This window comes from Burkholderia multivorans ATCC BAA-247 (assembly GCF_000959525.1).
Lineage (GTDB): Bacteria > Pseudomonadota > Gammaproteobacteria > Burkholderiales > Burkholderiaceae > Burkholderia > Burkholderia multivorans.
Genome location: NZ_CP009832.1, coordinates 3292879 through 3307489, shown reverse-complemented (window position 1 = coordinate 3307489; position 14611 = coordinate 3292879). Strand labels below are relative to the sequence as shown.

Annotated in this window: 15 protein-coding genes; 6 read left to right on the top strand and 9 right to left on the bottom strand. The window is 67.9% G+C overall.

Annotation, left to right across the window (positions count from 1 at the left end):
* Positions 1 to 97: 97 nt before the first annotated feature.
* Positions 98 to 1129, bottom strand: a complete 1032-nt coding sequence (locus NP80_RS27810; RefSeq protein ID WP_006407152.1) for a bile acid:sodium symporter family protein — start codon at positions 1127 to 1129, stop codon at positions 98 to 100.
* A 362-nt stretch (positions 1130 to 1491) separates the two neighbouring features.
* Between NP80_RS27810 and NP80_RS27805 the strand changes: the two genes are divergently transcribed.
* The 3 genes from NP80_RS27805 to NP80_RS27795 all read left to right on the top strand — a co-directional run bounded on the left by NP80_RS27805 (position 1492) and on the right by NP80_RS27795 (position 4507).
* Positions 1492 to 1959, top strand: coding sequence for a hypothetical protein (locus NP80_RS27805; RefSeq protein WP_035488809.1), 468 nt, complete (start codon positions 1492 to 1494; stop codon positions 1957 to 1959).
* 345 nt (positions 1960 to 2304) lie between these two features.
* On the top strand, positions 2305 to 3381 hold the full coding sequence (locus NP80_RS27800) for a porin (RefSeq protein ID WP_006407148.1): 1077 nt from the start codon (positions 2305 to 2307) through the stop codon (positions 3379 to 3381).
* Between the two features lie 163 nt (positions 3382 to 3544).
* The gene (locus NP80_RS27795; RefSeq protein WP_006410047.1) at positions 3545 to 4507 is read left to right on the top strand and encodes a LysR family transcriptional regulator; all 963 of its coding nucleotides are present in this window, start codon (positions 3545 to 3547) and stop codon (positions 4505 to 4507) included.
* Positions 4508 to 4629: 122 nt separating this feature from the next.
* On the opposite strand, the gene NP80_RS27790 is transcribed toward NP80_RS27795, so the two are convergent.
* Positions 4630 to 5589 carry an NAD(P)H-dependent flavin oxidoreductase gene (locus NP80_RS27790; protein WP_006410436.1) on the bottom strand — a complete coding sequence of 320 codons (960 nt, stop codon included), beginning with the start codon at positions 5587 to 5589 and terminating at the stop codon, positions 4630 to 4632.
* 263 nt (positions 5590 to 5852) lie between these two features.
* Between NP80_RS27790 and NP80_RS27785 the strand changes: the two genes are divergently transcribed.
* Positions 5853 to 6749, top strand: coding sequence for an alpha/beta fold hydrolase (locus tag NP80_RS27785; RefSeq protein WP_006407145.1), 897 nt, complete (start codon positions 5853 to 5855; stop codon positions 6747 to 6749).
* A 41-nt stretch (positions 6750 to 6790) separates the two neighbouring features.
* Here the strand turns inward: NP80_RS27785 and NP80_RS27780 are convergent, their stop codons facing one another.
* Positions 6791 to 7282 (bottom strand): Lrp/AsnC family transcriptional regulator, encoded by a 492-nt coding sequence (locus NP80_RS27780; protein WP_006407144.1) that lies wholly within the window; start codon positions 7280 to 7282, stop codon positions 6791 to 6793.
* A gap of 114 nt (positions 7283 to 7396) precedes the next feature.
* On the opposite strand from NP80_RS27780, the gene NP80_RS27775 reads away from it, so the two are divergent.
* The gene (locus NP80_RS27775; RefSeq protein ID WP_006407143.1) at positions 7397 to 8302 is read left to right on the top strand and encodes a DMT family transporter; all 906 of its coding nucleotides are present in this window, start codon (positions 7397 to 7399) and stop codon (positions 8300 to 8302) included.
* 209 nt (positions 8303 to 8511) lie between these two features.
* On the opposite strand, the gene NP80_RS27770 is transcribed toward NP80_RS27775, so the two are convergent.
* From NP80_RS27770 to NP80_RS27750, 5 genes are read right to left on the bottom strand one after another with little or no spacing between them, the layout of a single operon-like run.
* The gene (locus NP80_RS27770) at positions 8512 to 8718 is read right to left on the bottom strand and encodes a DUF1289 domain-containing protein (protein WP_006398068.1); all 207 of its coding nucleotides are present in this window, start codon (positions 8716 to 8718) and stop codon (positions 8512 to 8514) included.
* The gene (locus NP80_RS27765) at positions 8715 to 9221 is read right to left on the bottom strand and encodes a YbaK/EbsC family protein (RefSeq protein WP_006398069.1); all 507 of its coding nucleotides are present in this window, start codon (positions 9219 to 9221) and stop codon (positions 8715 to 8717) included. Before NP80_RS27765 ends, NP80_RS27770 begins: the two co-directional genes overlap by 4 nt.
* 34 nt (positions 9222 to 9255) lie before the next feature.
* Positions 9256 to 10188: a hydroxymethylglutaryl-CoA lyase gene (locus tag NP80_RS27760; RefSeq protein WP_006410433.1), complete on the bottom strand. Its 933-nt coding sequence runs from the start codon at positions 10186 to 10188 to the stop codon at positions 9256 to 9258.
* Positions 10189 to 10220: 32 nt separating this feature from the next.
* A complete protein-coding gene (locus NP80_RS27755; RefSeq protein WP_006410431.1) occupies positions 10221 to 11162 on the bottom strand; it encodes a 2-hydroxyacid dehydrogenase in 942 nt (313 codons plus the stop codon).
* A gap of 4 nt (positions 11163 to 11166) precedes the next feature.
* Positions 11167 to 11604 carry a VOC family protein gene (locus NP80_RS27750; protein ID WP_006407139.1) on the bottom strand — a complete coding sequence of 146 codons (438 nt, stop codon included), beginning with the start codon at positions 11602 to 11604 and terminating at the stop codon, positions 11167 to 11169.
* A gap of 199 nt (positions 11605 to 11803) precedes the next feature.
* Between NP80_RS27750 and NP80_RS27745 the strand changes: the two genes are divergently transcribed.
* Complete coding sequence (locus NP80_RS27745; protein WP_035947122.1) at positions 11804 to 12427, top strand: RBBP9/YdeN family alpha/beta hydrolase; 624 nt, start codon at positions 11804 to 11806, stop codon at positions 12425 to 12427.
* A 21-nt stretch (positions 12428 to 12448) separates the two neighbouring features.
* Here the strand turns inward: NP80_RS27745 and NP80_RS27740 are convergent, their stop codons facing one another.
* Complete coding sequence (locus NP80_RS27740) at positions 12449 to 14566, bottom strand: phosphocholine-specific phospholipase C (RefSeq protein ID WP_006410435.1); 2118 nt, start codon at positions 14564 to 14566, stop codon at positions 12449 to 12451.
* Positions 14567 to 14611 lie beyond the last annotated feature (45 nt).

The following is a 14611-nucleotide window of genomic DNA, read 5'->3' as shown; positions in this document are numbered from 1 at the left end:
ATGAAGATTGTGTGACGCGATGCGCGATGTTGGTGCATCGTGCCGCGCGCCGGCCGTGGGCCTCAGGTCGCGCACCTCATGAGCGGCACCAGTCGCGTCAGCGCTTGCCCGCGCTCAGCGTGCGGGGCGCAGCGCTCGCGTCGCCCTCGTCGCGCTCGCCGCTCATGTCGCGCGCGCCCCAGCGCTGCGCGAGCGCCGCACACGCCATCAGCTGAATCTGGTGGAACAGCATCAGCGGCAGCACGATCGCGCCGACCGCCTGCGCCGAGAAGATCACCTTCGCCATCGGCACGCCGGCCGCGAGGCTCTTCTTCGATCCGCAGAAGATGATCGTGATCTGATCGGCGCGATTGAACCCGAGCCGCTTGCTGACGAACGCCGTCAGCAGCAGCGCGATCGCGAGCAACACGAGGTTCACCGCGACGAGGCCGGCGAGCGCGTGCGCCGGAATCTGGTGCCAGAGCCCCTGATTCACGGCCTCGCTGAACGCGACGTAGACGACGAGCAGGATCGAGCCCTGGTCGACGAAGCGCAGCACGCCGCGGTTGCGATCGATCCAGCCGCCGATCACGGGCCGTAGCAGCTGGCCGGCGATGAAGGGCACGAGCAGCTGCATCACGATGCTGCCGACCGTACTCCACGGCGAAGCCGCCGCCGCCGATTGCGACGTGATCATCAGCCCGACCAGCGCGGGCGTCACGAAAATGCCGAGCAGGCTCGACGCGGACGCCGCGCACACCGCCGCCGGCACGTTGCCCTTCGCGATCGACGTGAACGCGATCGACGATTGCACCGTCGACGGCAGCGTGCAGAGAAACAGCACGCCCGCATACAGCGTCGGCGTGACGAGCGGCTGCAGCACGGGCTTCAGCGCGAGGCCGAGCAGCGGAAACAGCGCGAACGTGCTGAGCAGCACGACCGCGTGCAGCCGCCAGTGCGTCGCACCGGCGATCACCGCTTCGCGCGACAGTTTCGCGCCGTGCAGGAAGAACAGCAGGCCGACCGCGATATTGGTCGCCCAGTTGAACGCATGGGCGGCCGGGCCGCGGCACGGCAGCAGGCTCGCGAGCACGACGGTGCCGATGAGCGCGAGCGTGAAGTTGTCGGGAAGAAAACGGTGACGGGCCATCGGAATCTCGATCTGAAACGGCGGATGCGCGGCGAACGGGCAGCGCAGGGCGGCCGCGCGCTGCGCGCGACTGGCGATATTTTCGCGATAGTCGATTCAATACACAAATTCATTGTGTGAATCGATTGATGAATCGTAGGCATTGACAGAGCACGCTCGGCGGCGCGGCGAAACGTCGTCCAAAAGCATCGTCGGCGATGTGCTCCGGCGCGAAAAAACCTAGCAGTAACATGGTGTTACACCGATGCCCGGGGCCTAACACTTTTTGGCTCGACACGTTTTTCGCCGGCTCATAAATTACTGCTGAAAGGCTCGCGTCGGCCGCGCAACCAACGGCGGCGAGCGTGAACAGGCACTGAACGATGACGGAACGGTTGAAACGCAACATCGCACGATGGGTGGCCGGCGCGCTGGGCGCGCTGCTGATGCCGCTCGCGCTCGCGCAGCCGCCGCACGGCAGCCACGGCTTCGGCGGCGGCGACATGCACGCGTACGGCCAGCCGGCCGGCGGCGCGCCGGTGTGGCGTCGTGCGACGCCGCTCGCGCGTGCGCCGGGCCCCGGCGTCCGCGCGGGCGGTTCGCGTTGGGGCTTGCGTCCGACGCCGTCGTACGGCCATTACGCGGCGCAAAGCCCGTATCGGCCGATCAGCGCCGAGGTGCGCCAGATGACGCGTCCGTCCGGCGCCGGCAACATGCCGCTGCGCGCGGGCTCGATCCGCGCCGACGTCGCGCGCTACAACGAGGAGCGCGGCGGCCGCCCGATGCCGCCGCCGCGGTCGCAGGAAGAACCCGCACACTCGCCGTTTTTCTCGCCGTTCTACCGCAACTGAACGCGCCCGCGTTCGGCCCTCCGAAGCCGGCTGATGCGAATTCGCCACAGTCGCGCGCACATTTCCGCTGATTTTCCCGTCGCATTGCGCTATCTTTCGCGCCCGGCACGCGCGCGAAGCGCCGCCGTCCCGTCGTGCGCGCGCCCCGCGCGGGGCCGCGCCGCGAGCGCCGGCCACGTATCGCCTTCGCGAAGTTAATCACGCCGCTATACCCGCAATAAGTGCGCGCAATTTTGACCGGACAAATGATCCGTAAAGATGGCTGCGCCCCACACGACGCAAGCATCGGCTCCGATAACAACGCTCGCGCCACTTATCGATACATCGACAAAACCTGGAGATCCCATGAAAGCATTCGCCCGCCGTGCGTCGCGCACGTCCGTCAAGCTGATTGCAGCGGCCGCCTGTGTGGCCGCTGCCGCGCCCGCCCATGCGCAATCGAGCGTGTCGCTCTACGGTCAGGTCGACGAATGGATCGGTGCGACGAAGTTCCCCGGCGGCGACCGCGCATGGAACGTGAGCGGCGGCGGGATGTCGACGTCGTACTGGGGGATGCACGGCGCCGAGGATCTCGGCGGCGGCTACAAGGCGATCTTCACGCTCGAAAGCTTCTTCCGCGCGCAGAACGGCCAGTACGGCCGCTTCACCGGCGACACGTTCTTCGCGCGCAACGCGTACGTCGGCATCAGTTCGCCGTACGGCACGGTGACGGCCGGTCGCCTGACCACGCACCTGTTCCTCTCGACGATCCTGTTCAACCCGTTCTACGACTCGTACACGTTCTCGCCGATGGTGTACCACGTGTTCCTCGGCCTCGGCACGTTCCCGACCTATCCGAGCGATCAGGGCGCGGTCGGCGATTCGGGCTGGAACAACGCGGTGTCGTACACGTCGCCGTCGTTCGGTGGACTGAATTTCGGCGCGATGTACGCGCTCGGCAATCAGGCCGGCGACAACGGCTCGAAGAAGTGGAGCGCGCAGTTCAACTATGCGAACGGCCCGTTCGCGGCGACGGCCGTCTATCAGTACGTGAACTTCAACAACGGCCCGCGCGACCTGAGCGCGCTCGTCGCCGGCATGAAGAGCCAGGGCATCGCGCTCGTCGGCGCGACCTACGATCTGAAGTACGTCAAGCTGTTCGGCCAGTACATGTATACGAAGAATGACCAGGTCGCGGGCAGCTGGCACGTGAACACCGCGCAAGGCGGCGTGTCGGTGCCGATCGGCGTCGGCAACGCGATGGCGTCCTACGCTTATTCGCGCGACGGCGGCGGGCTCGACCAGACGCGTCAGACCTGGGCGGTCGGCTACGACTATCCGCTGTCGAAGCGCACGGACATTTACGCGGCCTACATGAACGATCACATCAGCGGACTGTCGACGGGCAACACGTTCGGCGCCGGCATCCGCGCGAAGTTCTGACCCTCTGTCGCGCGCGGCGCTCGTGCCGCGCACGCTTTGCGCCCGACACGAAACGGCGCCGCGATATCGCGGCGCCGTTTTGCCATTCTTGACCTTTCGCTTCGCGTGCCTTTGTTACCCTATCTCGCAATAGCATCATCACCTGGAATTGCGAGCTAGTTAGATGGATACCCTCGTCAGCATGAATGTGTTTCGCTACGTCGTCGAAGTGGGCAGCTTCGTCGGCGCGGCGGAGCGCATGCAAATGTCGGCGGCGATGGCGAGCAAGCACGTGATGCACCTGGAGCAGCAGCTCGGCGCACGGCTGCTGCATCGTACGACGCGACGCGTCGCGCCCACCGAGGCGGGACGCGAATATTACGAGCGCCTCGTGCAGGCGCTGTCCGAACTCGACGAAGCGGGACAGGCCGTCGGCGCCGCGAGCGTGGTGCCGCAAGGGCGGCTGCGCGTGACGTCGCTGTCCGCATTCGGCCTGCGTCACGTGATGCAGGCCGTCACCGATTATGCGGAGCGCTTTCCGGACGTGACGGTCGAGATTACGTTGTCCGATCGAGTCGTCGAACTGATCGACGAGGGCTACGACGTCGCCGTGCGCGCGGCGCCGAGCGGACTGAAGTCGTCGTCGCTCGTGGCGCGCCAGATCGCGACCGCGCACATTCTGCTCGTCGCGTCGCCCGAGTATCTGAAAAAGCACGGGACGCCCGAGACGCTCGCGGATCTCGCGCGGCACAACTACCTGCGGCGCGACTCGAACGCGTCGACGCTCGACGCGATGCTGAACGACGCGGCCGCCGCGTCGCGCGTGGCGCTGAACGGCAATCTGATCGTCAACCATCTCGAAGGCCTGCGCGCGGCCGTGCTGGCCGGCGCCGGCATTGCGCTGCTCGGCACCGAAGTGGTCGGCGACGACATCGAGGCGGGGCGGCTCATGCCCGTGCTTGTCGATGCGGTACCGCCGCGCGAGCTGCCGATCTATGCGGTGTATGCGAGCCGTCGCCACGTATCGGCGAAGGTGCGCTCGTTCGTCGATTTTCTTGCTGCGCGCTTCGAAGGGCAGTCGCTGTGTCCGTCGATCGAATCGCGCTCGCACGTGCTGCCGATGTCGCGGATGAAGCGCACGGGCTGAACGCGCCGCTGCGCATCGACATAAAAAAATCGCGGACTGTGCAGCAGACGGTCCGCGATTTTTTTGTCCGACCGATTCGCGGATCGGCAACGTCACATGCCGCTTCAGCAGCGATAGCGACGTCAGCGCGTCACGCCGAGCCGCGCCTTCGCGGCGTCGTATTCGGTCTTGAGCCGCTCGACGAGCGCGCCGACGCTCGGCAGGTCGTCCATCAGCCCGACGCCCTGACCGGCGCCCCAGATGTCCTTCCACGCCTTCGCTTTGTCGCCGCCGAAATTCATCTTCGATTTGTCGGATTCGGGCAGCGCCTCCGGATCGAGTCCGGCCTTCTCGATGCTTTCGCGAATGTAGTTGCCGTGCACGCCGGTAAACAGGTTCGTGTAGATGATGTCCGACGATTTCGCGTTCAGGATCGCGCGCTTGTAGTCTTCGACCGCATGCGCTTCCTGCGTCGCGATGAAGCGCGTGCCCATGTAGGCGAGATCGGCGCCCATCGCCTGCGCGGCGAGAATCGAGCCGCCGTTCGCGATCGCGCCCGACAGCACGATCGGGCCGTCGAAGATCCTGCGCACTTCGCCGACCAGCGCGAACGGCGAGGTCGTGCCCGCATGGCCGCCCGCACCTGCCGCGACGAGGATCAGCCCGTCGACGCCCGCTTCCAGCGCCTTTTGCGCATGGCGGAGATTGATCACGTCGTGCAGCACGATACCGCCGTAGCTGTGCACCGCGTCGACGATCTCGCGCGCCGGCGCGCGCAGGCTCGTGATGAAGATCGGCACCTTGTGGTCGACGCACACGCGCACGTCGTGCTCGAGCCGCACGTTCGACTGATGCACGATCTGGTTGACCGCGATCGGCCCGATGACGGCGTCGGGATGGCTCGACTTGTACGCGGCGAGCTCCGACTGGATCTGCGTGAGCCACTCGTCGAGCAGTTCGGCGGGGCGCGCGTTCAGTGCGGGAAACGAACCGACGATGCCCGCCTTGCATTGCGCGAGCACGAGTTCGGGATAGCTGACGATGAACATCGGCGACGCGATGACGGGCAGCGTCAGGTTCTGCAGGACGGCAGGCAATGCCATAGGAAGTCTCCAATATCGACCCGGCGGCGCGTCGGCGTGCGCGTGAGGCATGGTGGCCGGCGCTCCGAGTGTAATCGCGAACGGCACCGTACGCAGCGAGTAATACGAACGGTCGTGCGATTTTACGCCAGCTTGGCGAAACGTGCGACGCGCCTGCGCTCGAACGAGTGCTCTGTCTCTATGTGTTTTGGCTGCTGCGCCGCTCTTCGCGGTGGCCGGCGCTCCTACAATAGCCGCCATAACGAACCTACGAGAAACAGACCATGTCGTTCGACGCGTTCGCACCGTTTCGCGTGACGGTGCAGGACACCGAGATCTTCGGTGTCAAAGGAGGCGCGGGGCCGCCGCTTCTGCTGCTGCACGGTCACCCGCAGACTCACGTGATCTGGCATCGCGTCGCCGCGACGCTCGCGAATCACTTTACGGTGATCGCCACCGATCTGCGCGGTTACGGCGCGTCCGGCAAGCCGCCGAGCGACGCCCGGCATGCGCCGTATTCGAAACGCGCGATGGCCGCCGATCAGGTCGCCGTGATGCGCCATTTCGGCTTCACGCAATTTCATGTCTGCGCGCACGACCGCGGCGCGCGTGTCGCGCATCGGCTCGCGCTCGATCATCCGTCCGCCGTCGAGCGGATGATGCTGCTCGACATCGCGCCGACGCTCGCGATGTACGAGCAGACCGACCGCGCGTTCGCGACCGCGTATTTCCACTGGTTTTTCCTGATCCAGCCCGAGCCGCTGCCCGAAACGCTGATCGAAGGCCATACCGACGCCTACATCGAGCGTGTGATGGGCAACCGGTCGGCCGGGCTCGCGCCGTTCGCGCCGCATGCGCTCGACGCGTACCGCACGGCGCTCGCGCAGCCGGGCGCCGTGCACGCGATGTGCGAGGACTATCGCGCCTCGGCGACGATCGATCTCGAGCACGACCGTGCCGATCTCGAACGCGGCAACAAGATCGCGTGCCCGCTGCGTGTGCTGTGGGGCGCGAATGGTGTCGTCGCGCGCTGCTTCGAGCCGCTCGACGAATGGCGGCGCGTCGCGCGCGACGTCAGCGGCCGCGCGCTCGACTGCGGGCACTACATCCCGGAAGAAGCGCCCGTCGCGCTGATCGACGAGATGCTCGCGTTCTTCGAGGCGCGCGAACCGGCCGTCTAAGGCGCCGGTTCTGCTCGCTTCCGCGCGGCGCGCGCCGCACGTCAGCGGTGCGACTCCTCTTCTTCGACGAGCGGCGGCAGACGGCGCGGCACGGGCGTCGACTTCACGATCGCCGTGCTCGTCTCCGCACGCTCGGTGACCTTCGACAGAATGCCGTCGAGGTGCTCGATCGTGCGCAGATAGAGGCGGCAGATGAAGCAGTCGTCGCCGGTCACCTTGTCGCATTCGACGAATTCGGGAATGCGCCGCAGCAGTTCCTCGACGAGATGCAGCTGGCCCGGCAGCGGCTTCACGCGGACGATCGCCTGCAGCGTGTAGCCGAGCGCGCGCGGATCGAGCTCGACGGTGAAGCCGGCGATCACGCCCTGTGCCTCGAGGCGCCGCACGCGATCGGCCGTGGCCGGGGCCGATAGCCCGATCTGGCGCGCGAGCTCGCTCGTCGCGATGCGCGCGTCGTCGGCGAGCGCCGCAACGATCGCGCGGTCGATCGCGTCGAGCGACGCGACGGCCGGAGGGGAAAGGCGTTTCGGCATGATCGCTTTGCTTTCTAAGGTGAATCGTTGGATTCGCTTCAGTTTAGTCGTGGCCGGCGCGATTGCAAGTTCCTAGAATCGAAGTCATCCGATTCCGCTTAACGGAGTATCACGATGGTCTCGAATGAAATCCGCCGCGGCGCCGCCGAGATGGTCGTCGCGATGGTGATGTCCGGCTCGATCGGCTGGCTCGTGATGTCGTCGCAGCAGCCGCTCGCCAACGTCGTGTTCTTTCGCTGCGTGTTCGGCGCCGCGACGCTCGCGATCGTGTGCGCGGCGCTCGGCCTGTTGCGCCGCGCGCTGTTTTCGCCGCGCATGCTCATCCTCACGGCGCTCGGCAGCATCGCGATCGTCGCCAACTGGCTGCTGCTGTTCGCCGCGTACTCGCGTGCGTCGATCTCGATGGCGACGGCCGTCTACAACACGCAGCCGTTCATGCTGGTCGCGCTCGGCGCGATCGTGTTCCGCGAGCGGATCACGGCGTCGACGCTCGTCTGGCTCGCGCTCGCCTTCGTCGGGCTCGTGTGCGTCGTGCGTGTCGAGCCGGCCGTGCTCGCGGTGCCGGGCGAATATCTCGAAGGCGTCGCGCTCGCGCTCGGCGCGGCGTTTCTGTACGCGGTGTCGTCGATCATCACGAAGCACCTGAAGGGCACGCCGCCGCATCTGCTCGCGCTATTGCAGGTCGCGCTCGGGATCGTGCTGCTCGCGCCGTTCGCGCACTTCGACACGCCGCCCGCGACGCCCGCGCAGTGGGCCGATCTCGTCGTGCTCGGGATCGTGAACACCGGCGTGATGTACGTGCTGCTGTACGGCGCGATCCAGAAGCTGCCGACCGCGATGACGGGCGCGCTGTCGTTCGTCTATCCGATCGTCGCGATCGTCGTCGATCGAATCGCGTTCGGCCAGACGCTCGCATGGGCGCAAGTGTTCGGCGCGCTGCTGATCCTGCTCGCGGCGGCCGGCGTCAATCTCGGCTGGCGCATCGTGCCGACGCGCCGTCGCGCGCACGCCGGCAACTGAAACGGTCGTACGCTTTTCGTGCGCCGCGAGCGTGCGCGAACGGCCGTTCGCGGTGCCCGCACGCGTGCGCGGCAGCGCTGTAAGAAGTTGTAGGGAAACACCCGATGCGATGCCGGCGCGTCGCTCGTATCATCGCGGCTGTGACGTTGATCACGTTCACAGGATTCCGATCTCGACGCCGTTCGCCCGCAGGCTGAACGGCTTTTTTTTTATTCGCCGCTTCGCGCAAGCATGCGCCGCCGCGCATCGAGCCGCGCGAGCACCACGCGTCGCGCGTCGTCGTCGGCGCTGCGCCATGCGCGGATCTCGTCGCGTGTGCGCAGGCAGCCCGCGCACCAGTCGGTGCGCGGATCGATGCGGCATACGTCCGTGCAGGGCGAACCGACTACGCCGACCGGCACCGGCGCGTCGCTCATGCCGGGTCCCGCAGCGCGACGTCCGCGACCGGCGCGCCCGTCAGCGCGAGGAGCTCCTGCGGCGACAGGTTGAACACCGCATGCGGATGGCCGGCGGCCGCCCACAGGCTGTCGAGCGCGAGCAGATCGGCATCGATCAGCGTGACCGGTTCGACCAGATGACCGATCGGGCATACGCCGCCGATCGCATAGCCGGTGTTGTCGCGCACGAACTTCGCATCGGCGCGGCCGACCGGGCCGACCTGCGCGGCGACCTTTCGTTCGTCGACGCGGTTCGCACCGCTCGCGACGACGAGCACCGGCGCGCCGTCCGCCTGCCGGCGAAACAGAATCGATTTCGCGATCTGCGCGACCGAGCAGCCGAGGCCGGCGGCGGCCTCCGCGGAGGTCTTGCCGGTTTCGGCGAGCATCACGATGTCCTTCGTGTGGCCGCGCTCGCGCAGCAGCAGCGCGACGCGGCGCGCGGAATCGGGAAGCGTGTCGAGTGAAGCGGGTGTCGTCATGTTCAGGAATCCATCCAGTCGTCGAATGTCGGGGTCAGGCGCAGCTCGGCGCATCGGCCGCGCTCTGCGCTTTCGCGAGCAGCGCACGCCCGGCGCGCGACACGTTCGCGCGGCCGATCGCGTTCGAGATGAAATCGCCGGCGGCGACCACCTGGGCGAGATCGATGCCGGTGTCGATGCCGAGGCCCTGCATCAGGTACAGCACGTCCTCGGTCGCGACGTTGCCGGTCGCGCCCTTCGCGTACGGGCAGCCGCCGAGCCCCGCGACCGACGCGTGGAAGATCTCGATGCCTTCGAACAGCGCCGCATAGATGTTCGCGAGCGCCTGGCCGTACGTATCGTGGAAGTGGCCCGACAGCCGCTCGCGCGGGAACACGCGGGCGACCGCGTCGAGCACTTCGCGCGTGCGCTTCGGCGTGCCGACGCCGATCGTGTCGGCGATGTCGATCTCGTCGCAGCCGAGCGCCGCGAAGCGCTCGACGACGTCGACGACCGACGCGACCGGCACCTCGCCCTGGTACGGGCAGCCGAGCGCGCACGACACGCTGCCGCGCAGCCGCAGGCCCGCGTCCTTCGCGGCCTTCGCGACGGGCTCGAAGCGCGCGATGCTCTCGGCGATGCTGCAGTTGATGTTCCGCTGCGAGAACGCCTCGCTCGCCGCACCGAAGATCACGACTTCGTCGGCACGCGCGGCGAGCGCGTTCTCGAAGCCTTTCAGGTTCGGCGTGAGCACCGAGTAGACGGTGCCCGCGCGGCGCTCGATGCCGGCCATCACGTCGGCGCCGTCGGCCATCTGCGGCACCCATTTCGGCGACACGAACGATGCGGCTTCGATGTTGCGAAAGCCCGCGCGCGACAGCTTGTCGACGAGCGCGATCTTCACGTCGGTCGGCACGAAGGTCTTTTCGTTCTGCAGCCCGTCGCGCGGGCCGACTTCGACGATCTTGACGGCGGTGGGGAACGTCATGGTTGTCTCCTGGTTGCTTGGTATGGCGGGCGTCAGTAGCCGCGCGCGTAGTCGACGATGCCGCCGACCGGCTCGCCGCGCTCGAAGGCGCGGATCTTCGCGGCGATCTGCTCGACGGCTTCGTCGCGCAGCGTCTCGGCCGAGCTGTGCGGCGTGATCGTGATGCGCGGCGTCTGCCAGAACGGATGATCGGCGGGCAGCGGCTCGTGCTGGAACACGTCGAGCGTCGCCGCGGCGATCCGGCCGCTCGCGAGCGCGTCGAGCAGATCGGCTTCGACGAGATGCGCGCCGCGCGCGACGTTGATCAGATAGGCGCCCGGCGCGAGCCGCGCGAACGTGCGCGCGCACAGCAGGCCGTCGGTGGCCGGCGTGCTCGGCAGCAGGTTCACGAGCACCTTCGCGCCGTCGAGGCAGGCGTCGAGCGCGTCGTCGCCGGCGAATGTCTCGATGCCGTCGATGCGTTTCGGGCTGCCGCTGTAGCCGCGCACCGGCAGGCCGAGCGCCGCGAGCGCGCGTGCGACCTGCGTGCCGAGCACGCCGAGGCCGAGCACCGCGACGACGAAGCTCGCGCGCGGATGCGCGTCGAGCACCTGCCAGCGACGCTCGCGCTGCAAGGCGTCGTATTCGTCGAAACGGCGCAGGTAGCGCAGCACCGCGTGCGTCACGTATTCGATCATCTGCTGCGCCATGCCCGAATCTTCGAGCCGCACGAGCGGCACGTGCCGCGGCAGCGTGCCGGGGTGGGCGCGTTCGAGCGCGAGCAGCGCGTCGACGCCCGCGCCGAGATTGAAGATCGCGCGCAGTCCGTCGCGCGGCGCGAAGAACGCGGGCGGTGCGCGCCATACGAGCGCGTAGTCGGCCGCGGCCGTATCGCCGGGCTGCCACGCGCGCAGTTCGGCCTCGGGCAGCACGCGCGCGAACGCGTCGCGCCAGGCGGCGGCGTCCTGGTGCGGCGAATGGAACAGGATCTTCATGCGCTCACTTCGCGAACAGCTGGCCGATGTCGGCGAATGCCTTGAATTCGAGCGCGTTGCCGCACGGATCGAGGAAGAACATCGTCGCCTGCTCGCCGACTTCGCCCTTGAAGCGCACGTGCGGCTCGATCACGAAGCGGATCTGTGCGGCGCGCAGCCGGTCGGCGAGCGCGTGCCATTCGTCCATCGACAGCACGACGCCGAAGTGGCGCACCGGCACGTCGTCGCCGTCGACCGCGTTCACCGCGCTCGCGCCGGTTTCGTCGGGCGCGAGGTGTGCGACGAGTTGATGGCCGAAGAAATCGAAATCGACCCAGTGGTCGGCGCTGCGGCCTTCCGGGCAGCCGAGCAGGCCGCCGTAGAACGCGCGCGCGTCGGCGAGGCTCGATACGGGAAAGGCGAGATGGAAGGGGCGCAGCGCGCGGGAAGGCGTAGCGGACATCGGGCGTCTCCTGACGATCGGACGCGCGCGCGGCGGCGCGCGATCCGGCTCCATGCATAGCTGACGGGAAGCCCACATTCTACGGTGTCGGCGCCCGTCGCGCGGCGGCGTGCGCAAAAGCAAAGCACAAAATATTGGTTCGGCTGCCGCGCGCCGCACGCGACAATCGGCCTACCTGTACAAGCAAGCGAGGGCAATCATGCGCGGATGCAGCAAATCGGCGTGGCCGCCGCGGCTCGTGACGGTTCCGGGCCTGCACGGCAGCGAAGGCGCTCATTGGCAGACCTGGCTCGAACGGCAGTTTCCGCGCGCGCTGCGCGTCGAGCAGGACGACTGGGATGCACCCGATCTCGCGCGCTGGGCGCAGGCCGTGCGCGCCTTGCTCGAACGCGAGCGCGGGCCGTTCGTGCTCGCCGCGCATAGCTTCGGCTGCCTCGCGGCCGCGCATGCGCTCGGGCAGTGGCCGCTCGCGGCCGACGTCGCGGGCGTGCTGCTCGTCGCGCCCGCGAGCCCGCGCAAATTCACGTTCGCCGGGCCGTTCGACGCACGCCGCCTGCCGGTGCCGTCGATCGTGATCGGCAGCGAAACCGATCCGTGGATGCCGCTCGCCGATGCGCGCACGCTCGCGCAACAGCTCGGCAGCGCGTTCGTCAATCTCGGCGATGCCGGTCACATCAACACGGCGGCCGGCTTCGGGCCGTGGCCGCGCGCGAAATACTTCGTCGATACGCTCGTGCACTGCGCGGCGCCGCTGCGGTTTCGCGACGCGGAGCCGGAGGTGGCGGCCGCGCGCGTCGAACGCGCGCTCGCGCACGCGTTCTGATGCCGCGCGCGGCGCCGCTGGCTATGCCGCCACCGGCCGCACGGCCGCCGGATCCGAATAGCTCGGCCGGCCGTTCTCGACGTGTCCCGCGTAGCGGCGCGAGAACGTGCCGTACGCGCCGTCGCTGACCGTCACGTCGTACCACTGGTGGCTCGAGGCCAGCAGCCACTGCTCGACGCGCTCGTCGCCGCCGTGCAGCGTGACCTCGCGTGACGGTGCGCCGTATGCGTTGTCGGTCAGCGTAAGCGTCACGCGCGCCGTGCCGTGGTTGTGCAGCTTCAGATACAGATTGCCGTTGGCGACGTCGTAGCCGGCCTTCACTTCAGGCTGCGCGTCGTTGCGCCGCCGCGCGGCCGCCGCCGACACGTCGCCCGCGAAGATCCGCACGAAGCCGTTCGGCCCGTACACCGAGAACGCATACGCGCCGTTCGTCACGGTCAGGTCGAATTCCGCATGCAGCACGCGGCGCGCGCCGACCGTATAGCGCCACGGGCCGTCGGTCCGGTTCGTCCCGTACACGTAGAAGTGCGCGCCCTGATCGCCGCGGTTCGCGAACTCGATGCGCAGCGTGTGTGCGCCGCGCAGCGTCGCGTTCACGTGAAGCTCGTACGGCAGCGCGCGTGCGGGACGCACGCCGGGCTCCTGCGGATCGATCGGCGACGGCGTCGCGGGCACCGTCGGCGCCGGCTGCGACGTGCATTGCTGATCGGCGAGCGAGCGGTACTGGCTCGTGTCCGGCAACGGCGGGAACGTCGCGTCGGACGAGCGGAAGTCGAACGCCGACGTCAGATCGCCGCACACCGTGCGGCGCCACGGCGTGATGTTGGGCTCGTCGACGCCGAAGCGCGCGCCGATGAAGCGGATCACCGACGTGTGATCGAACACCTGCGAACAGACGAAGCCGCCCCTGGTCCACGGCGACACGATCGTCATCGGCACGCGCGGGCCGAGGCCGTACGGCAGGCCGTCGGCCGTGTAGCTGCCGCCGCGGCCCGGGTTCACGACCGTGTGCAGCTCGCCGTCGGTCGTCACCGTCGACGCGCCCTGCGCGTCGGACGTCGGCGGCTGCGGCGGCACGATGTGATCGAAGAAGCCGTCGTTCTCGTCGTACATGATGAACAGCACGGTCTTGCGCCAGACGTCCGGGTTCGCCGTCAGCGCATCGAGGATCTGCGACGTGTAGTTCGCGCCGTACGCGGGCGTGTACTTCGGATGCTCGGAGAACGCGGCGGGCGGCAGCAGCCACGATACCTGCGGCAGCCGGCCCGCGAGCACGTCCGCCTTCAGGTCGTCGAGCGTGCGCACCGTCTGCGCGCGCTGGTACAGCGACGAACCCGGCTGCGCATGGATGAAGTTCGCGAAATTCTGCAGGATGTTCGTCCCGTAGTTGCCGTTGTACGGATCGCTGCCGGTCGTTCCCTGCTGGTAGATCTGCCACGACACGCCGTGCGCCTCGAGCCGCTCGGGGAACGTCGTCCACGACAGCAGCTGATAGGTGGGCGGACCGTCGCCGTCGACGTAGTCGTTGTTGTCGAGCAGCGGGCCGCCGAACTTGCCGGTCGGATCGACCGTACCCGTCATCAGATACGCGCGGTTCGGGTGCGTCGGCCCCGGCAGCGAGCAGAAGTAGTGATCGCAGACGGTGAACGCGTCGGCGAGCGCATAGTGGAACGGAATGTCCTCGCGCACGTGGTAGCCCATCGTCATGTCGGTCTTGTTCGCCGGCCACTGGTCGTAGCGGCCGCCGTCGATCGCCGCGTGCGTCTTGTACCACGAGTGATCGAGATCGCCGACGCACTGTGCGCTCGTCGTCAGCGTGTTCAGCCGGAACGGCAGCACCGCGCGCGACGGATCGGCCTTCGACGGCTGATACCAGACCGGCTTGCCGTTCGGCAGCGGGATCGGGAAGCGGTCGTTGTAGCCGCGCACGCCGCGCAGGTGTCCGAAATAATGATCGAACGAGCGGTTTTCCTGCATGAACACGACGATGTGTTCGACGTCGCGGATCGTGCCGGTGCCGCGCGCGGCCGGAATCGCGAGCGCGCGACGGATCGATTCGGGAAACGCGTTGAGCGCGACGGCGGCGCCCGCGGATTGCGCGACGGTATGCAGGAAACGGCGGCGGCTGGATGACGTCATGTTATTCACCTCGGTTCTGCGATGCGGGGAAGGGGACGGCGGAAA